Origin of the sequence: Bradyrhizobium roseum, assembly GCF_030413175.1 — a bacterium.
GTDB lineage: Bacteria > Pseudomonadota > Alphaproteobacteria > Rhizobiales > Xanthobacteraceae > Bradyrhizobium > Bradyrhizobium roseum.
Genome location: NZ_CP129212.1, coordinates 582,086 through 601,051, shown reverse-complemented (window position 1 = coordinate 601,051; position 18,966 = coordinate 582,086). Strand labels below are relative to the sequence as shown.

The window sequence follows — 18,966 nt, the reverse complement described above, 5'->3', positions numbered from 1 at the left end:
GCCACCACTGGCGGCCGTTTTTCTCCGTTTGAAGCCGATATGGATCCAGCCCGAAATCACGCGCCCGATCGCGCCGCCGATGCGCTGTCCGTCCTCAACTCGGTGTTCGGCCTGCCGGCCTTCCGTGGCTCGCAGGAGGAGATCATCCGGCACGTGACCGACGGCGGCAATTGCCTGGTGCTGATGCCCACCGGCGGCGGCAAATCGCTGTGTTACCAGTTGCCATCCTTGTTGCGCGAAGGCTGCGGCATCGTGGTGTCGCCGCTGATCGCGCTGATGCGTGACCAGGTTGCGGGGCTGCTGGAAGCCGGCGTCAACGCGGCGGTTTTGAATTCCACGCTGTCGTTCGATGAGGCCTCGGAAGTCGAGCGGCGGCTGCTCGCCGGCGACCTCGACTTGCTCTATGTCGCACCGGAGCGGCTGTTGACACCGCGCTGTCTCTCCTTGCTGAGCCAGGCCAAGATCGCGCTGTTTGCGATCGACGAGGCGCATTGCGTCTCGCAATGGGGACACGATTTCCGTCCCGAATATATCGGCCTGTCAGCCATCGCCGAGCGCTTTCCGGACGTGCCGCGGATCGCGCTGACCGCGACCGCCGACGACATGACGCGCAAGGAGATCGTGACCCGGCTCGGGCTGGACGGCTCGCCACAATTCATCTCCAGTTTCGACCGCCCGAACATCCGTTACGAAATCGTCGAAAAGCAGAATGCGCCGGCGCAGCTCAAGGCGTTTATCAGCGAACGCCATGCTGGCGACGCGGGCGTCGTATACTGCCTGTCGCGCGCCAAGGTCGAGGATACTGCGCGAGCGCTGACCAGCGCAGGCATCCCGGCACTGCCCTATCACGCCGGGCTCGACGCTGGCCTGCGCGCCCGCAACCAGGATCGCTTCATCAACGAGGACGGCGTCGTCATCGTCGCCACCATCGCGTTCGGCATGGGCATCGACAAGCCGGACGTGCGCTTCGTGGCGCATCTCGATTTGCCGAAGAGCATCGAGGCCTATTACCAGGAAACCGGCCGCGCCGGGCGTGACGGCAAGCCGTCCAGCGCCTGGATGGCCTACGGCCTGTCCGACATCGTGCAGCAGCGCCGCATGATCGACGAATCCACCGGCTCCGAAGCGTTCAAGCGCGTCTCGATCGGCAAGCTCGACGCGCTGGTGGCGCTGGCGGAAACCGCCGGCTGCCGACGGAGCCGTCTGCTCGGCTATTTCGGCGAAGAGGTCACCGGCAACAATTGCGGCAATTGCGACAACTGCCTGTCGCCGCCGCAGCTTCGCGACGGAAAAATTCCCGCGCAGAAACTGTTGTCCTGCGCCTACCGCACCGGGCAACGTTTCGGCGCCATGCACCTGATCGACGTGCTGATCGGCCGCATGACCGAAAAAGTCACGCAGTTCGGACATGACAAGCTGACCGTGTTCGGCATCGGCCGCGACCTGAACGAGAAGCAATGGCGCGCGGTCATCCGCCAGTTGGTCGCGATGGGCCATCTGCGCGCGGACAGCGAAGCCTACAACGCATTGAAGCTGACCGAGAGCGCGCGCGGCGTCCTGAAGGGTGAGACGGAAATCATGCTGCGTGAGGCGGCGCCCGGCACGCGCCTTCGCGAGAGCCGCGCCAAATCAAGGCGCGGCGACCTGGCGCCGCGCGCCGAGACCAGGCCCGCCGATGCCGGCCTGCAGGCGTCGCTGCGGGCCTGGCGTGCCGACATCGCGCGCCAACGCAACGTGCCGGCCTATGTTGTGCTGCACGATTCCACCATCGACGGCATCGCCGCCGCACGGCCGTCGTCGCTCAACGAGCTGCGAAACATCGCGGGGATCGGCGACAAGAAGCTCGAACATTACGGTGATGAACTGCTCGCGCTGGTGCGAACGGCGGACGCGTAGGCTCAGCCGTTGCGGAACGCGTAGGCATATCCGTTGATCGCGGGCGCGCCGCCGAGATGGGCGTACAGCACCTTCGATCCCTTCGGAAAGTATCCCTTGTTCACGAGGTCGATCATGCCCTGCATGGATTTTCCCTCGTAAACGGGATCGGTGATCATGCCTTCGAGGCGCGCGGACAGCCGGATCGCCTCCTTGGTTTCCTCGGAAGGAACGCCGTAGGCCGGATAGGCATAGTCCTCGATCAGCACGCAATCATCCTCGACGATCTCGCGGCCGAGTTCGACGAGGGCTGCGGTGTTGCGGGCGATGTCGAGCACCTGCGCCTTGGTCTGCGCCGGCGTGAACGACGCATCGATGCCGATCACTTTTCGCGCGCGGCCGTCCTTGGCGAATCCCACCAGCATGCCGGCATGGGTTGAGCCGGTGACGGTGCAGACCACGATGAAGTCGAAGGCGAAGCCAAGTTCCTTCTCCTGCGCGCGCACCTCTTCGGCGAAGCCGACATAGCCGAGCCCGCCATATTTGTGCACGGAGGCGCCGGCCGGAATCGCATAGGGCTTGCCGCCCTTGGCCTTCACATCCGCAATCGCCTCTTCCCAGCTTTGGCGGATACCGATGTCGAACCCTTCATCGACCAGTTGCACATCCGCACCCATGACGCGACTGAGCAGAATATTGCCGACGCGGTCATAGACGGCGTCCTCATGCGGCACCCAGCTTTCCTGCACCAGGCGGCACTTCATCCCGATCTTGGCCGCCACGGCCGCCACCATGCGGGTGTGGTTGGACTGCACTCCGCCGATCGAGACCAGCGTGTCGGCATTGGAGGCGATCGCGTCAGGGATGATGTATTCGAGCTTGCGCAGCTTGTTGCCGCCGAAAGCGAGCCCCGAATTGCAGTCCTCGCGCTTGGCGTAGAGTTCGACCTCGCCGCCGAGATGCTGCGACAGCCGCTCCAGCTTCTCGATATGGGTGGGCCCGAAAGTGAGCGGATAGCGTTCGAATTTCTCCAGCATCGTCATCTCCGTCGATGGACTGATCTCCGCAACGCCGGTATCATTGGTGGCAGGAAAGGTGCTCTCTATTTGTAAGATAATTGCTCCTGGATATTGCAGGAGAATGTAATTTTACGTATCTATTCTTTCTTTAATTAGCCTATTTACGAGAGAATCTTTCATGGCCGGTCGGCTCGACCGCATTGACCTCAAGATATTGCGATTCCTGCAGAATAGCGGCCGGCTGACCAACGCTGAGCTGGCCGAAATGGCCGGCGTCAGCGCCGCGACCTGTCACCGCCGCACCCAGCGCCTGTTCGAGGAGGGGTTCATCGCCGAAGTCAGAGCGATGGTGGCGCCGCGCAAGGTCGGCAAGGGGGCGCTGGTGATGGTTGGCGTGGTGCTCGACCGCTCCACGCCGGAAAGCTTTGCCGCGTTCGAGCGGGCCATCGCGCAACTGAAATTCGTGCTGGATTGCCATCTGGTGGCAGGCGATTTCGACTATTTCCTCAAAATCCGGGTCGGCGACATGGAGGATTTCAACCGCATCCATGGCGAGCAATTGATCGCGCTGCCGGGGGTCCGCCAGACCCGGACTTTCTTCGTCATGAAGGAAGTGGTCGACAATGCGCCGCTCGATTTCTGATGCCTGTTCGGCGCTGCAAAACAGGGTTTTCCCGCGGTGTCGGCCATTCCAGACTCTGGTCACACCGCGCGCCATGTCCTATCAACCGTGCCATGACCATGAGATTCTGCCGGCGAGCTCTCGCGCTTGCCATCGCCCTCGTTGCAATGCCCGCTTGCGCCTCGGAAGAGCTTCCGCGGCCGGAACCGGATACCATCATTTTCGCGATGATGTCCGGCAAGTGCAGGACGTTCAAGGTCGGCGGGCGCGATCTACCCTGCCGGGCGGTGGCGTTCTCCCAGACCGAGGAAGGCCGGGCTAATTTCACGATCGCGATCAACGACCCCAAGGACGACAGCCACATCATCACATTTTCCGGTGACAACGGACGAAGGCCGGCGGCCAACGTGTATGAGCTGCCGATCGACCGGATGCTGCTGAAATCCAAGGATCGGCCGAAGGTCGATGGCCTTCCAGTGCCCTCCATCGCACTTGCCGCGGGCCTCTGCCGGCAGGTCGGGAATTTCGTGACGCTGGAGCTCTCCAGCATTTCCTGCACCGCCGTCGACCAGAACGGCAAGAACTACGAGTTGCAGTATCAGTCCGACGGTACGCCGATGGCAGTGCGCCGCATCAAGCGGATGCGCGTCGGCAGCCCCGCGGTGTCGCCGTACGACGATATGAAATAACAGCCTTGCCTGGCAACAAAGGGCCGCCGGCGGAAAACCGACGGCGGCCAAGGTCGATCCGCACGTGGCTCGAAACGGCGCGGACGAATTCAGGCTAGGGTGCAAGTCCTCACGCGAGGTAGACGCGATCCGTCAAACTCGAGCAGCCGTCTTCATGCCGGCTTTACCGTACGCGGTTCCCACGATTTCGAACATCGGCCGCTCCGTCGGGGTCACCGCTTCCGCCTTCAGCGATATCGCTTCTGCCCTTCGCCGATACGACGAACTCTGGCGATCGGGGCGCTGCGGCGCGACTTGTCGACCACGGCCCGCTGCCGCCAGTCCGACGCCCGCAATCCCGTCAACGAATCCAAACCCGGCACCAGCGCGATTTCCTTTCGCACGGCATCGACAATCCGATCGAATTCCACTTCGCTCATCACACGCTCCAAGCGCCGGGCCGACATTCTGTCGCCCGGTCCGTAAGAGGGCCCGCGCTGAGCAGAGATCATCACGCGAGTTTGTTGTTAGAAGGCTCGGCCACGGTCGCTTCGATGGCAAAAAAGGGCCGAAATCGGGAAGGTCAACCCCGCGCAGTTCACAAGAACGCTGGTTCTGCAGTCTCCTGGCCGCCACCCTTGGCCCAACTTGCCCGAGGCGTGCTAGATTCGGCCACGAATCAGGAGAGCTCGCATGCCGGTAGACAGCGACAGCGCCATTGCATGGCACCGCGCCCAGCTCAAGAAGCTACGCGAGACCTTGAAGAACATCGAGACCACGCGATTCACGATCGGCGAGCCAGCTTTGTCGAACAGGACCAGCAAGACGCAGAAGGCGGTTGCCGAACTCGAGCAGAAGATTCGCCAGTCGCAACACATCATCGCCGCCTACGAGCGGCAGACCCGGCGACCGCTCGCGACCGACCGGCGCAGCCTCGCCAGCGTGAGCTGGAGCGCCTGGAATGCCCAGGCCCCGCACAGAAGCGGCAGCAATTCGCGGCGATGAAAGTCGCCGAACCAGGCTAATTCTTCGCGGTCTCTTTTTCCTTCGCTTTTGCCTTGCACGAAATCAGGAACGTGAACGCCCGCGCGTTGCGCGCGATATCGGCGGTCTTCAATTCCTCCTTCGCGTCGGAGATCTGATAAGGCACCACGCTGTTGTCGAGAAAATCCCGCAGCGCGCCGGTCTTGATCGCGAAGTTGATGTTTTCCGGAATGTTGCCGGTGGCCCTGACGAACCTGATGGCGTTCAGCTTGGCCGCGACCACGCCCACCACGTCGCCGTTCGAAGCCAATAATGGCCCACCGCTGTTGCCGGGCTGAACGGCGGCGCTGATCTGCAGGAAGCGCGTGTCGTTCAGCAGGCCGCTGAGCGAACTCACGATTCCCGTGGTCACCGTGAAATCGGATGTCAGCAATCCATGGAAGGGAAAGCCGATCGCCACCACGCTGTCGCCCGACTGGATCGGCTTGTCGCGGATCTTGGCGATGTCCTTGAACGTGCCGGTGGCCTGCAGCAGGGCCAGATCGTTGGTTTCGTCGCTCGACACCAGCCGCAACTTGGCCGGCGCCTCGCCGGTCGGATTGCCCTGGATGTCGCCGACACAGCCCTGCACGACATGCGCGTTGGTGACGAGATGCCCGTTCGTGCTCACGACAAATCCGGTGCCCTTCTGGTCGAACACCCTCTCGGGCTTGGCCGGCGCCTGGTCCGGCGCTGCCGCCGCCACGGCGGTCGGCTTGGCTGCGGGCAACGCCGAGAAATCGCCGGCGGCGCCCAGGCCGGATTGTTTGATCTTTGCGACGCAATGCGCCAGCACCGGCAGCAGCTGTCCGGTCTGATCGAGCTTGAACTGAAACAGCTGCCCCTGGGTATAGGCCGTCATGCCTTTCGCCCGCCGGAACTGAGCGATCAGCGACGAATTGATCGGCATCGGAACGCGAACCAGCTTGTCGGCGATCGCAACGCCGTGAACGTTGAACGGTTGCTGGCCGTCGAATGTCAGCGTCAGCGGAAACGCTTCACCGGTCTTCAGCTTCCATTGTTCGTGCATGAAGCCTAGGCCCCAGCTGCCGTCCTGATCGATCATCACGACGAAATAGACGCCGCTGGCGTAACTCGCGCCGGCCGCACAATGCGAGAATGATCCGGTCTGGTCGTTGGTGTAGGCCCCGCCCTTCCAGTTGCCGACGCTGATCGAGCCATAGGGCCCCCGCGCCTCCGCATTCGAACCGGTAAAAATCGCACTCAACAGAACTGCAACCGCAGCAGCACGGCATTTCATCAGCATTTTCCCCACACACCCAGGATGAGCATATTTGTCTTTGCAACCAGAGTCCATTTGGGGCGGGCGGAAATTTCCGGCCGGCACCAGCGCCGAAGCGCTTCGTTAAGTTCTTTGCCGGATCATTCCGGGCACATCGCCTCGATCGCCGTAAGATCGAGGCCGATTCGCCCCCGCCCGCAGCAAATCAGCGCACCGCCCGGCAGGACAACGCATGGACTTGGCACACGGCGGAGACCATTTCGCGCGGAACGACTGGCTTCGCCCGCCCGCGGCCGTGCTGGTCTCGGGCCTGCTCATCGCGCTTTACGCCTGGCTGATCCTGCTCACGACGATTCCATATCCCGGCAAGATCGGGCTCGACTACAACACGCTCGGCACCGACTGGATGGTTTTCTACGGCGCGATCCGTTCGGTGCTCGACGGCAACGCCGCGCTGATCTTCGACGGCGATCGCTTCACGGATTTCCTCAACACCACGTTTGCCGGCTTGCTCTCGTCACCGCTGGATTTTCGGCCATGGGCCTACCCGCCGAGCTTCCTGCTGATGCTGCTGCCGTTCGCGGGCCTCGGTTTCCTGGGTTCGTATGTCGCGTTTCAGCTTGCAACCGGCGCGCTGCTGGCGCGGGCGCTGCAAGCGAGCACTGCCGCGCCATCGCCGGTCCTGTTGATGGCCGCGCTGGGCTGCCCGGCATCGGCCATCAACGCGATCAACGGTCAGGCTGTCTTCCTCGTCGCAGCGCTGATCGTCGGCGGGTTTGGCCTTCTCGAACGGCGTCCCTTTCTCGGCGGACTGGTGCTGGGACTGCTGACGTTCAAGCCGCAGTTCTGCATCCTGGTGCCGATCGCCTTGATCGCGGCCGGGCAATGGCGCGCATTGCTGGCTTCAGGCGTGTCGGCCCTTGCGATGGTGATCGCGAGCGGATGGATGTTCGGATGGGAGCTCTGGCTGCGCTGGCTGCCGTTGATCATCGAGAACTTCATCAGCCCGAGCGAGAAGTGGATCGCGTATGGCCGGATGTGGGGCCACAGCGTCTATGCCTGCGCGGTGCTGCTCGGCGTTTCGGCGCGGCTGGCGTCGTGGGTTCAACTGCTCGCCATGATCGGCGCCGCCGTCTCCGTCGTCATCGCATTCCGGTCGCGGCTTGGGACAAGGGAAAGGACCGCGGTGTTCCTCGCCGCCACGGTCCTCGCCGCACCGCATTCCGGCCCCTATGACGTGACGCTCCTGGTCATTGCCGCCGCGTTCTGGCTGATGTCACGCGCCGCACCCGTGCCGCTGTGGTGCTGGACCCTGGCGTTCATGGTCTGGCTGCTGCCGATGCTGAGCCCGCCGGTGCTGTTTCCCGTCGCCAGGATCGCGCCGCTGATTCCCCTCCTGCTGATCGTGCTGCTGCTCCGGCCCGGCGTTGGCGGACCGGTACCCGGGCGATAGAACGGTCGCGGCCCCGTGCGCCCCTGCTCGGCCAGCAGGGAACCGCGCGCCGCGACCAAAGTCTCGGTACCGCCGGACGCGCGCTCGTGCGTTTTTTGATGGATCACCTCTGGCATCTTGCATACGGTAAGGAGTTGCCGCCTTCCCCCGGGGCGACGTCGCACCGGGGGCCAAAAAAACGCAATTGCGCCGCCGGTCGCGGACGCTTGCCATAGCCGGAGGAAATGCCGTGAAATCAAGACTTGTCCGGTTCGCCCTGTTTACATTCATCGCGGCCGTGGCCGGCCAGGCGCAGGCCCAGACCTGGCCGGACAAGCCGGTCACCTTCATCGTGCCGTTCGCGGCCGGCGGCGGCACGGACGCGTTTGCCCGCCCGCTGGCAGCGCAGCTCGATACCCAATTGGGCAAGCGCGTGCTGATCGAAAATCGCGCCGGCGCCGGCGGCACGGTCGGTGCATCGGCCGCAGCGAAGTCGGCTGCCGACGGCTACACCTTCTTCATGGGCGCGGCGCATCACGCCATCGCCCCCTCACTCTACCCCAACCTCGACTACAACATCGAAACGGATTTTATCGCGGTCGCGCTGATCGCGCGGCCGCCGCAGGTGGTGGTCGTCAATCCGGAGAAGGTCGCCGCCAAGACGCTCGCCGAATTCATCGCCTACGCCAAGGCCAATCCGGGCAAACTCAACTACGGTTCGGCGGGCGCCGGCACCACGCATCATCTCGCGGGCGAATTGTTCAAGATCCTGACCAAGACCACCATCCAGCATGTGCCCTACCGTGGGGCCGGCCCCGCGATGCAGGACCTCATCGCCGGCCACGTGCCGGTCGTGTTCGACGGACTCGGCTCGTCGGCGGCCCCCATCAGGGCCGGACAATTGCGCGCGCTCGCGGTGGCCGCGCCAAAGCGCGTGCCGGCCTTCCCTGACCTGCCCACCACCGCCGAAGCGGGCCTGGCGGACTACGAAGTCTCGACCTGGTACGGCCTGTTCGCCCCGAAGAACACGCCGCCGGCCATCGTCGATCAGATGGTCAAGGAGTTGCAGAAGGCGATGCAGACCCCCGCCATCAAGGAGGCCTGGGAACGCAACGGTTCCGATGTCCCCGACGTCACGGGTCCGGCATTCGCAAAAATGGTCACCGCAGAAGTCGAGCGCTGGCGCAAGGTGGTGACGGAGGCCAACGTCAAGCTGGATTAGCAGCGTTCCGGCGCTACGCCGCCGGGCTACTATTCAAAATATCGAAAACAACCCCATGCAAAGTAGGATTGGACCGGCTTGCAGCCTCTGTGATGGCTGAATCCGGCCCGCCCTACTTGGCCTCGCTCGCCTTGATTCCCGAGCTTTCAATCAGTGTCGCCACGCGCGGAAGATCGGCTGCGAACAGGCGCGCATGCGCCTCGGGCGTCAACTCGTTGGCGGGGAACGGCAGGGTGCCGAGCTGCTTCAGCTTTTCCAGCAGCTCCGGCTCGGCCAGCGCGGCGCGGAGCGCGGCATTCAGCGCGCCAACGGTTTCCCTTGGCGTCCCCTTCGCCACATAAAGCCCGTGCCACATCGAATAGCTGACCTCGGGCATGCCGAGTTCGGCGGTGGTCGGCACGTCCTTCAACTGCTCGAGCCGTTGCGGCGAGGTGATGGCGATGCCGTGCAGCGTCCCGGCCTGAATCTGCGGCAGAGCGTTGGTCACCTGATCCCACAGCAGATCGATTTGCCCCGCCAGCAGATCGCCGATCGCGGGAGCCGAACCGCGATACGCCACAACCGTCGGCTTGAAGCCGAGCACGTTGCCCATCATCACTGCGCACAAATGACTGTTGGTCCCGAGACCGCCATGCGCGAAGTTCGCCTTGTCGCGCTGCACCTTGATCCAGGCCAGATGGTCCTTCGGACCCTCGCCGGGAATCGACTTGCGGCCGATCAGGACCATCGGCGCATTGTTGACGAGGCCGACCGCCTCAAACGCCGTCCTGGTGTCGTAGCGCAGGTTGGTGAACAGGCTGGGTGCCGCAAGCAGGCCGACGTGATTGATCAGAACCGTGGAGCCGTCGGGCGCCGAGCGCGCTACGCGATCGTTGGCCAGGGTGCTGCCGCCGCCGACCACGTTCTCGATGATGATGGTCTGGCCGAGGGTACGTGAGATCCGCTCGCCGATGAGCCGCGCGACCGTATCCGTGCCGCCGCCGGCCGCGTAGGGCACCACCAGCGTGATGGTCTTGGGATTCGATTGCGCGTGGGCCTGCGCCGAAAGACAGGCAAGCAACACACCCAGGCCGACAAGCGCACGCCTGCAAAGCCGATTGGCCATGACGGCCCCCTCCCTGTTTGTCGTTGTGACGAATCCCTGCGGACGCGCTTTTTGGCGAACTCGCGCCGCATCTGGCAGCGTGGCTCGCATTGCCTCGGATCATGCTGATTGCAACTGCGCAAATCAACTGCAAAGCAAGCGCCCGACAGGCAGGGAAACCACTCGACGGTGAGACCGGCGTGATACAATGTCGCAGAGCGACGATCACGTTTGGACGGAGTTGGAATGAATCAGGCGGCCTATGTCGCGGTGGATTGGGGCACCAGCAGCTTTCGGCTCTGGCTGGTCGACCGTGCTGGCAACGTGCTCGGGGAACGGCGCAGCCATGAGGGCATGATGGCGGCGGCCAAGCCCGGCTTTCCTGCCGTGCTGCAATCGCATCTGGAAGCCGTCGGCGCTGCACCCGGGCTGCCCGTCATCATCTGCGGCATGGCCGGTGCGCGGCAGGGCTGGGTAGAGGCAGGCTATGTCGACACGCCCGCGCCACTCGCCTCGATCCTGAAGCGGGCCGTTCCGGTGCCGGGACAAGACCGCGACATCCGTATCCTGCCGGGGATCGCGCAACGCGATGCAAAAGCCCCCGACGTCATGCGGGGCGAGGAAACCCAGTTGCTTGGCGCGGTGGGCATGGATGCGGCGGGAGAAGCGATCGTCTGCATGCCCGGTACGCACTCGAAATGGGTAATGACGAACGGCGGGACTGTCGAACGCTTCGCCACGTTCATGACGGGAGAGCTGTTCGACGCCGTCTCGCAACATACTATCCTGTCGCACGCGGTGGCCGGCGCCGACGAGACGCAGGATATCGACGCATTCAAATCAGCGGTCATGGCCGCGTTCGAGGCGCCTGCCTTCGCCGCCAATCTGCTGTTTCAGGTACGATCGGGTCAGCTCATTTACGGCGGCACGCCCTCTTCGGCCCGCGAGAAAATATCGGGCACCCTGATCGGCCTTGAACTGGCGGCCGGACTTGGCCGAGGGACATCGAAGTCAGGCATCACGCTGATCGCATCGGGCCGGCTTCAGATGCTCTACCGGTTGGCATTTGAAACGACGGCCGTTCCGGTTCGCACAATAGGCGCGGAGGATGCAGTCCGTCGCGGTCTTTCGATGGCCGCGCAATCGATCTGGAGTCTATGAAGATGAGCGCTGTCCCATTTCCGCCGATGAAGCGCCCGCTGGTCGCGATCCTGCGCGGCGTGAAGCCCGAGGAAACGGCTGATATTGTCGACGCGCTCGTTGAAAGCGGCATGACGGCGATCGAGATTCCGCTCAACTCGCCGGATCCGTTTCGCTCGATCGAGATCGCGGTCAGGAAAGCCCCGGCCGGAATCCTGGTCGGCGCCGGCACCGTGCTGACGCTGGAAGCCGTCGATCGACTGCATGATGTCGGCGGCCGACTGCTGGTGACGCCGAATGTCGACGTCGATGTCATTGCGCGCGCCCGTACCCATGGCATGGTCACGATGCCCGGCGTGTTCACGCCGACGGAGGCGCTTCTCGCCGCCAGGGCGGGCGCTTCGAGCCTGAAATTCTTTCCGGCGAACGTGCTCGGCGCCGCGGGCATCACCGCCATTCGCGCCGTGCTTCCTGCCGGCCTGATGATCGCTGCTGTGGGCGGCGTCTCCGACAGGAATTTTGTGGACTATGTCAAGGCCGGCATTCTCGCGTTCGGCCTCGGCAGCAGCCTCTACAAGCCGGGGATGACGGCCGCAGAAGTAGCCGCGCGCGCCAGGGCGACGATCGACGCTTATGACATGGCTATCCAACAGGCGAGGTAGCGGCCGTGAGGCTGGCTGCTCGGTCTGCTTTGCCGATGCCCCGGCGTTGGTCTAGAACCTCTGCATGACCCAATCACCGAATGCGCCCCTGCCGTTTGACGAACTCGCCAAGGCCATCGAGGCGCGCCGCTCCGTCTATGGCTTCATCAGTGGGTTGCGGCTCGACCGCGCCGCCCCCGGCGAGGCCTGGTCGAGCCTGCCCTATCGCCCCGTCTTCGTCGGCGACACCGAGACCGGCGTTCTGCACGGCGGCGTCGTCACCGCCATGCTCGACGAGAGCTGTGGCATGGCCGTGCAGCTCGCCCTCGACGGCACGCGGTCGATCGCCACGCTCGACCTGCGGATCGACTACCAGAAGCCCGCGACGCCCGGCCTCGATATCAAGGCGCACTCTCGCTGCTATCGCGTCACCCGCTCGATCGCCTTCGTGCGCTCGGCGGCCTATCAGGAATCCGAGGACGACCCGGTCGCCACCGCGACCGCCTGCTTCATGGTCGGCGCCAACCGCACCAACATGCTGACCGACGAACGGGTTCATCATGGGCCGCCTCCGACGCTCGAAGCCCCGGAGGATCCGGCGAGTCTGTTTGCCAACAGCCCGTTCGCGCGCTGTCTCGGCATCCGCCCCGGCGAGGATGACACGCTCGTGATGCCGTTCACGCCGAAGATCATCGGCAACCCGATGCTGCCCGCCATCCATGGCGGCATGACCGGCGCGTTCCTGGAAACGACGGCCATCGTGGGCGTAACGCGCGAACTCGGCGTCTCGGCGCCGCCCAAGCCGATCGGCCTGACCATCAACTATCTGCGCTCCGGCCGCGTGCTGGACAGCTATGCCCGCGTTTCGATCGTGAAGCAGGGTCGGCGCGTCGTCGCCTTCGAGGCGCAGGCATGGCAGGACGACCCGGCCAAGCCGATCGCTTCGGCGTTTGGTCATTTCATGCTGAGGAAGGCCCCGGGCGCCGATGAAGAATAGGTAAATGTGTCGTTCACCGAACCCGGCACGGCCGTGTTCTTACGGGGTTCGAAGTTAACCCGACGCTCGCGACTGCGACCTACGCTCGGGACTGGTGTGCCGGCTTCTGATCGTCCCTGACGGATGCCGTAGGTCGGAAGAGACACGGGGCGAACCAAGAGAGCCGTCGCGGCGAACGCGCAGCATGATCGCAGTCTACACCTGCCTTACCCAGCAGCATGATCTGAAGCTCGTCGCGCTAGCGGCGCTGGTGTGCCTCGTCTCGACGACGATCGGCGTCGACCTGCTGGCACGCGCCAAGCAGCGGCGCGGCAACCGCTATGCGCGCCTGGCCTTGGCGTGTGGCGCCGTCATCGTCGGCTCCACCGGCATCTGGGCAACCCACTTCCTCGCCATCCTGGCCTACGACGTCGGCCTTCCCATGGGCTTCGAGGTGACCGCGACGGCCCTGTCCATCGTAGCGGGCTTGGTCGCCAACACGATCGGATTCGCCCTGGTCTCACCCCGGTCATCCTGGTGGCGAATCGTGCTGAGCGGCGTCATCGTCGGAGGCGGGGTCGGCGTGTTGCACTTTCAAGGCATGGCCGGCATCACACTTCCGAACAGCGTCGGCTGGAATAGAACCCTGATCGAAGTATCGATCGTGCTCGGCATATTATGGTCGACCCTCGCAGTCGCCCTGCTCTCACGTGGCCGCAACCCTATTCACCGATTTGCCGCTGCCATCGCTTACTCCCTCGGTGTGGTGTCCGTCCACTTCACCGGCATGGCAGCGATGACGATCCTGCCAGACCTGCAGCCCGACTTCGTGGACGATCCCTTTTCGCATTCATCGATCGCGGTCGCCGTCACGATCGCGGTCTCCGTGGTCATCCTTGTCGCCTTCGGTACTTCCATGGTCGACCAGGTCCGGATGCGCAGGAGCATCCACGAGGCCGATCGGCTGAACCGGCTCAACGAGGCACTGGCGCGGGCAAAAGACGCTGCCGAGGCCGCCAACCGCGCCAAGTCGGAATTTCTGGCGATGATGAGTCATGAGATCCGCACGCCGCTGACGGGCATGATCGGCATGATCGACCTCTTGGCCCGCACCAATTCGGTTGCCGAACAGCGCAGCTACGCGACCCTGGCGAGGGAATCGGCCGAAAACCTGCTGGCGGTGATCAATGGTGTCCTCGATTTCTCCCAGCTCGAGGCCGGCCGCCTGCGAACCGAGGCGATCGACTTCGACGCCGACAGGCTCGTCAAGTCGACGATCGAACTGTTCCGGACCCCTGCCGAAGCCAAGGGGCTGCAGCTGGCCGCTGCTCCGTCACCGGATCTTCCGCAATGGCTGAACGGTGATCCGCATCGCATCCGGCAGATCCTGAGCAACCTGATCGGCAACGCCATCAAGTTCACCGCGGCAGGCAAGGTCGAGGTGACGGCCTCACACCGCCTGCGCGCCGATGGAAGGATCGAACTGCGGCTGGACGTGGTGGACAGCGGCGTCGGCATTCCACCTGAAGCCAGGAGTCGATTGTTCGAGCCCTTCATTCAGGTCGATTCATCGACATCGCGGCGGTATGGCGGCAGTGGCCTCGGGCTGTCGATCTGCAAACAGCTGTGCGATCTTCTCGATGGCGATATCGGCGTCGAACCCGGGCCTGGCGGGGTCGGCAGCCGCTTCTGGTTCAGCGTTCTCTGCGCCGAAGGCCAGCCGGTCGTGCCCGAATTGCCGTCGCCCTCGATCGCCGCCGACCGGCCGCTGGCCGTGCTGGTCGCCGAGGATACGCCGATCATCTCGAGCCTGATCCGCAGTCTGCTGCTCAAGGAGGGATGCGAGCCGACCATGGTGGTCAACGGCGCCGAGGCCGTCGCGATGGTGCGGACCAGGGCATTCGACCTCGTCCTCATGGATGTGCAGATGCCGGAAATGGACGGCGTGTCCGCCACCCGCGCCATTCGCAGCCTCCCCGGCGCGCATAGCGGGATTCCGATCATCGCGTTGACGGCGAACGCCTTGGCGAGCGAGCGTGAACAATATCTGGCCGCGGGGATGAACGACTGCGTGACCAAGCCGATCCGGCCGGTTGAGCTGTTTCGCGCCATTGCGGCGTGCACGGCGGGGCGCGCAGCGCAAGCAGAACATGGGTCGGAACGAAACGAATGCGGCGATGACGCCGAGCCGATCAAAAGCGCATCCACCGTCTAGCGAAACGGGGCCGTAAAGGGGCGCCAGGGCATGGGCCGGTTTCAGCCGATCACGCGGCCGCGCCCGACATCCGCTTGAGAACGTCGGCCTTCGGACCGTCCGCCACCAGCCGGCCCGAATCCAGCCAGAGAATTCGATCGACCAGTTGCAGCACCGGGGCTCGATGCGTCGCGACGATCAGTGTTCTTTCGCCGATGAATTCCTTCATGTTGCGCACCAGGCGCATTTCGAGCATCGTATCCATCGCGGACGTCGGCTCATCCAGCAGCAGCACCCGTGGATTTGCGAGCAGCGTGCGCGCCAGGGCGACCGACTGACGCTCGCCGCCGGATAGCCGCTCGCCGCGCGGACCGACCTGCATGCCGAACCCCTGCGGGTGACCGGCGGCGAAATCGGCCACGCCGGTGAGCTGCATCAGGGCGTTGAATTTTTGAGGATCGACCTCGTGCTGCCCGATGACGAGATTTCTCATCAGGGTATCGTCGACAATGCCCGTCGTCTGTCCCATGTAACCGAGCGCTTCGCGCAATGCCGCCGGGGCGTATTGTCGAACGTCGAAGCCATCCAGCAAAATCGATCCCTGATCCGGCTCGGCGAGCCTCGCGATCAGGCGGAGCAGCGTGCTCTTGCCCGAGCCCGACCGGCCCACGATGGCGATGCGCTCGCCTGGTTGAATCACCGCCGATATGTTATCGATCTGCCGCGACCCCTGATCCGAATACGAGAACGAGACGCCGCTCAATCGAAGGGCACATTCCTTCGGCGCGGATAGTGCACCGCTGTCATCTCCCGCGCTTTCGCTTTCGAACCGCGTCTCGTCCGCCAGTGACCTCAGGAGAGCGCGGCTTTGCGACGCGCGGTGGATTGAACCAACCAGTTGGCCGATGGGGGCTATGATCCGTCCCACCAGCAGCGAACAGGTCAACAGACCGCCAACCGTCATGTTGCCCGCGGAAATCTCGTAGGCACCGATGATGAGCACGACGGCGATCATCATCTGCCCGATGGTGACATTGGCGTAGGCGGCAAGGCTCTGCCACAGCCGGCTGACGTGAGACGAGTAGGAAAACTCGTCGAAAATGCGCTCGAACCGGTTCAGCACCCGAAGCTCGGTGCGGGTGGACTTGATCATCTCCAGCACTTCGACCGCCTCGTTCAGACGGTTCGATTGCAGCTGGGTCAACGCCATCGACCGCTTTTGCTCCGCGTCGGAGCCGATGTTGGTCCAGTGGTGCACGGCGACCAATGCCGCGATCCCGGCGATCGGCGCGAGCACGACCGGTCCGCCATTGATCCACAGCAGTGTGAACACGATCAACAGAAACGGCAGATCGATGGCAATACCGGTGACGAGTTGGGGGATCAGTTGCGTCATGCCATCGAGATGCCGCAGCTTCAGCGAGACGGCGCCGGCGGAGCGCGGGGCCTCGGTCATCCTGGCCTCGAGCAGTTTCCGCATGGTGGAAGCCTGGATCGCGGCACTGGCCGAACTCGCCAGCGCATCCTGAATCTTGAGCCGAACCCACCTGACCGCCATATCGGCCGACAAGGCCAGCATCACACCGATCGAAATGGCCCAAAGAGTGTCGAACGCGGAATGCGGAATGACACGATCGAAGATCAGGCCGGAGTAGATCGGCAACGCCAGCAGCATCAGGTTGGAGAACGCCGCGGCGACGAGAAGCTGGACCAGCATCCGCCTGTGCCGGGCGGTCATGAACGAGAGAATTCCCCGGACGGGATCGACATCGTCCAGCGACGCCGCGCCCGAGGCAAGCTCAGCGAGATTATCGGCCGGCACGACGCCGCGCGGGCGCACCAGGAAGATGGTTCCTGCCTCCTCCCGGGCCAGCGCATCCTTGTCGATCGAATAGCTTCTGCCGGAATGCAGCCCGGTGAAGGTGCGGCCTTGCCGCCCGATCAGCATGCGCCCCCTGCCGTCTTCGGTCAGCATGACCGCCGGCAAATCCTGGGCGTCGAGCGAACTCGCGGACCGGTTCTCGAATACGACGTCGATGTCGTTTCGCGCGGCAAACGAGACCAGTGCTTCGGGACTGTCGATCTCGGTGGCAGCAGCCTGACGGGCCGGCTCCCCGCGCTGCAGCCGCCAGACCGATGCAATCTCGGTCAGCAGACGCGCCAGAACCTCGGGAGGGGGCAGTCGCGAGACATCGAGTCTGTCAGGGTCCCGCTCCTGTCCGACGCCGACCGCGGCAAGTCGACCGAGTGCGGCATCGAAAATCGCGGCGGTACGCTGAGAATTTACGCTGAATGACATCTCGAGCTACTGGCTCACAAAACCACGATCCCATGGTTTACGCCGTTAACCTTAATTCGCCGTGAACTGTTTTCTGTTTCAATGAGAGGGTCCGGACGTTAACGAGCTGTTCATTGCATCCCCTCCGCACCAAGACCCTGGCGTCTCACGTCGACGCCCTGTCCGGCCACGCGCCCGCCCGTGGTTCGCGGCGGGGCTCGGCGACGCCTGACGATGAGCCGCAAGCCATCTTCCCCCGGCGTATCGACCGGATCGCGACCGAGGCGCAGGGACGGTTTGTCGTCATCGTCGGCGTATGCACGGTACTCGCGCTCGTCTGGTCGGCCATCGTGCAGATCGACAAGGTGACGCGCGGATCCGGGCGCATCGTCACCCAGCAGACCAAGCAGGAAGTGCAGCACCTGGAAGGCGGCATCATCGCCGAGATCCTGGTCAAGGAGGGCGAGGCCGTCGTCGCCGGCCAGCCGTTGATGCGGGTCGAAAACAGCTTCTTCAAGTCCGAGCTTGCGCAGGCCGCGATCGAAATGGCCGCAAAGCGCGTGCGGCTGGCCAGGCTGCAGGCGGAGACCACGGGGGCGAAGGATCTGCCCTTCTCGCGCGACATGATGGGCGCGAGCCGCGAGGGCATCGAGAGCGAGCTGGCGCTTTTTCGGCGCCGCCAGGCCAACCTCGGCGAGCAGCTTTCAATCCTGGCCCAGCAGCAAAGGCAGAAGGAGATCGAGCTTTCGGAACTGCGATCCCGCCTGCCCTCCGTCACGCGCGAAAAGCAGATCTCGGAAGAGCGCTATGCCAGTTTGCAGAAACTCAGCGCCGCGGGCGCCGCGTCCAACAACGACCGGCTCGAGGTCGAGCGCGTCATGTTGCAGACGGTCGCGCGCCTGTCCGACCTGGCGCACGAAATCCCGCGGACCGAGGCCGCGCTGGCCGAAATCGGGCAACGCAAGGCGGAGGTGACGTCGCGCTTCCAGGCCGAGGCCGAGAAGGAGCGCACCCAGACGACGACGGAACTGGAGAAACTGACCAAGAGCATCGAAGCATTGCAGGACCGCATGCAGCGATCCGACGTCAATGCACCGGTGAGCGGCGTGATCAACAAGCTCAACGTCACGACGATCGGCGGCGTCGTCAAACCCGGGGAATCCCTGGTCGAGATCGTGCCGGCCGACGGGCTGATCGGCATCGAGATGAGATTATCGCCGGCGGACCGCGCCGACGTCTGGCTCGGACAGCGGGCGATCGTCAAGATCAGCGCCTACGAGTTCTCGGTCTATGGCGGATTGAGCGCCCGCGTTTCGGAGATCTCGCCCGACGCCCACCGGGACGACCGCGGCACGCCTTATTTTCGCGTCCGGCTCGAAGCCGATGCCCATGCGCTGGGCCCCGACCATCCGGTTCTGCCGGGCATGCTCGCCGACGTCGACGTGATCGGAACCCGTCAAAGCGTTCTCGGGACGATTCTGAAGCCGCTCCGGCGCATCAAGGACAACGCGCTGCGGCAGTGATGCGCCGCTTGCGCTCACGTGCGCGG

Annotated in this window: 16 protein-coding genes; 11 read left to right on the top strand and 5 right to left on the bottom strand. The window is 64.1% G+C overall.

The window, feature by feature from the left end:
* The first annotated feature begins 39 nt into the window (after positions 1-39).
* Positions 40-1,896 (top strand): DNA helicase RecQ, encoded by a 1,857-nt coding sequence (recQ, locus tag QUH67_RS02720; protein ID WP_300945112.1) that lies wholly within the window; start codon positions 40-42, stop codon positions 1,894-1,896.
* 2 nt (positions 1,897-1,898) lie between these two features.
* On the opposite strand, the gene QUH67_RS02715 is transcribed toward recQ, so the two are convergent.
* Positions 1,899-2,912 (bottom strand): 1-aminocyclopropane-1-carboxylate deaminase, encoded by a 1,014-nt coding sequence (locus QUH67_RS02715; protein WP_300945111.1) that lies wholly within the window; start codon positions 2,910-2,912, stop codon positions 1,899-1,901.
* A gap of 160 nt (positions 2,913-3,072) precedes the next feature.
* Here QUH67_RS02715 and QUH67_RS02710 point away from each other — a divergent pair, with 160 nt between their 5' ends.
* Positions 3,073-3,537 carry an Lrp/AsnC family transcriptional regulator gene (locus QUH67_RS02710; RefSeq protein WP_300945110.1) on the top strand — a complete coding sequence of 155 codons (465 nt, stop codon included), beginning with the start codon at positions 3,073-3,075 and terminating at the stop codon, positions 3,535-3,537.
* 92 nt (positions 3,538-3,629) lie between these two features.
* Entirely contained in the window at positions 3,630-4,205 is a 576-nt protein-coding gene (locus QUH67_RS02705) for a hypothetical protein (RefSeq protein ID WP_300945109.1), read from the top strand.
* Between the two features lie 227 nt (positions 4,206-4,432).
* On the opposite strand, the gene QUH67_RS02700 is transcribed toward QUH67_RS02705, so the two are convergent.
* Positions 4,433-4,651 (bottom strand): hypothetical protein, encoded by a 219-nt coding sequence (locus tag QUH67_RS02700; RefSeq protein ID WP_300945108.1) that lies wholly within the window; start codon positions 4,649-4,651, stop codon positions 4,433-4,435.
* A 226-nt stretch (positions 4,652-4,877) separates the two neighbouring features.
* Between QUH67_RS02700 and QUH67_RS02695 the strand changes: the two genes are divergently transcribed.
* A complete protein-coding gene (locus QUH67_RS02695) occupies positions 4,878-5,189 on the top strand; it encodes a hypothetical protein (protein WP_300945107.1) in 312 nt (103 codons plus the stop codon).
* Between the two features lie 16 nt (positions 5,190-5,205).
* Here QUH67_RS02695 and QUH67_RS02690 read toward each other — a convergent pair whose 3' ends face one another.
* Positions 5,206-6,468, bottom strand: coding sequence for a S1C family serine protease (locus tag QUH67_RS02690; protein WP_300945106.1), 1,263 nt, complete (start codon positions 6,466-6,468; stop codon positions 5,206-5,208).
* A 214-nt stretch (positions 6,469-6,682) separates the two neighbouring features.
* Here QUH67_RS02690 and QUH67_RS02685 point away from each other — a divergent pair, with 214 nt between their 5' ends.
* Positions 6,683-7,903, top strand: coding sequence for a glycosyltransferase family 87 protein (locus QUH67_RS02685; RefSeq protein WP_300945105.1), 1,221 nt, complete (start codon positions 6,683-6,685; stop codon positions 7,901-7,903).
* A gap of 229 nt (positions 7,904-8,132) precedes the next feature.
* The gene (locus QUH67_RS02680; protein WP_300945104.1) at positions 8,133-9,104 is read left to right on the top strand and encodes a Bug family tripartite tricarboxylate transporter substrate binding protein; all 972 of its coding nucleotides are present in this window, start codon (positions 8,133-8,135) and stop codon (positions 9,102-9,104) included.
* A 112-nt stretch (positions 9,105-9,216) separates the two neighbouring features.
* Here the strand turns inward: QUH67_RS02680 and QUH67_RS02675 are convergent, their stop codons facing one another.
* On the bottom strand, positions 9,217-10,209 hold the full coding sequence (locus QUH67_RS02675; protein ID WP_300945103.1) for a tripartite tricarboxylate transporter substrate-binding protein: 993 nt from the start codon (positions 10,207-10,209) through the stop codon (positions 9,217-9,219).
* Between the two features lie 225 nt (positions 10,210-10,434).
* Here QUH67_RS02675 and QUH67_RS02670 point away from each other — a divergent pair, with 225 nt between their 5' ends.
* From QUH67_RS02670 to QUH67_RS02655, 4 genes are all read left to right on the top strand, one after another.
* Positions 10,435-11,349 carry a 2-dehydro-3-deoxygalactonokinase gene (locus tag QUH67_RS02670; protein ID WP_300945102.1) on the top strand — a complete coding sequence of 305 codons (915 nt, stop codon included), beginning with the start codon at positions 10,435-10,437 and terminating at the stop codon, positions 11,347-11,349.
* 2 nt (positions 11,350-11,351) lie between these two features.
* Complete coding sequence (locus QUH67_RS02665; protein ID WP_300945101.1) at positions 11,352-11,990, top strand: 2-dehydro-3-deoxy-6-phosphogalactonate aldolase; 639 nt, start codon at positions 11,352-11,354, stop codon at positions 11,988-11,990.
* Between the two features lie 64 nt (positions 11,991-12,054).
* Positions 12,055-12,966, top strand: a complete 912-nt coding sequence (locus QUH67_RS02660) for a PaaI family thioesterase (RefSeq protein ID WP_300945100.1) — start codon at positions 12,055-12,057, stop codon at positions 12,964-12,966.
* A gap of 184 nt (positions 12,967-13,150) precedes the next feature.
* The gene (locus QUH67_RS02655) at positions 13,151-15,160 is read left to right on the top strand and encodes an MHYT domain-containing protein (RefSeq protein WP_300945099.1); all 2,010 of its coding nucleotides are present in this window, start codon (positions 13,151-13,153) and stop codon (positions 15,158-15,160) included.
* Positions 15,161-15,209: 49 nt separating this feature from the next.
* Here QUH67_RS02655 and QUH67_RS02650 read toward each other — a convergent pair whose 3' ends face one another.
* Positions 15,210-17,438: an ATP-binding cassette domain-containing protein gene (locus QUH67_RS02650; protein WP_300945098.1), complete on the bottom strand. Its 2,229-nt coding sequence runs from the start codon at positions 17,436-17,438 to the stop codon at positions 15,210-15,212.
* 113 nt (positions 17,439-17,551) lie between these two features.
* On the opposite strand from QUH67_RS02650, the gene QUH67_RS02645 reads away from it, so the two are divergent.
* Positions 17,552-18,940 (top strand): HlyD family type I secretion periplasmic adaptor subunit, encoded by a 1,389-nt coding sequence (locus tag QUH67_RS02645; RefSeq protein ID WP_300945097.1) that lies wholly within the window; start codon positions 17,552-17,554, stop codon positions 18,938-18,940.
* Positions 18,941-18,966: the final 26 nt, after the last annotated feature.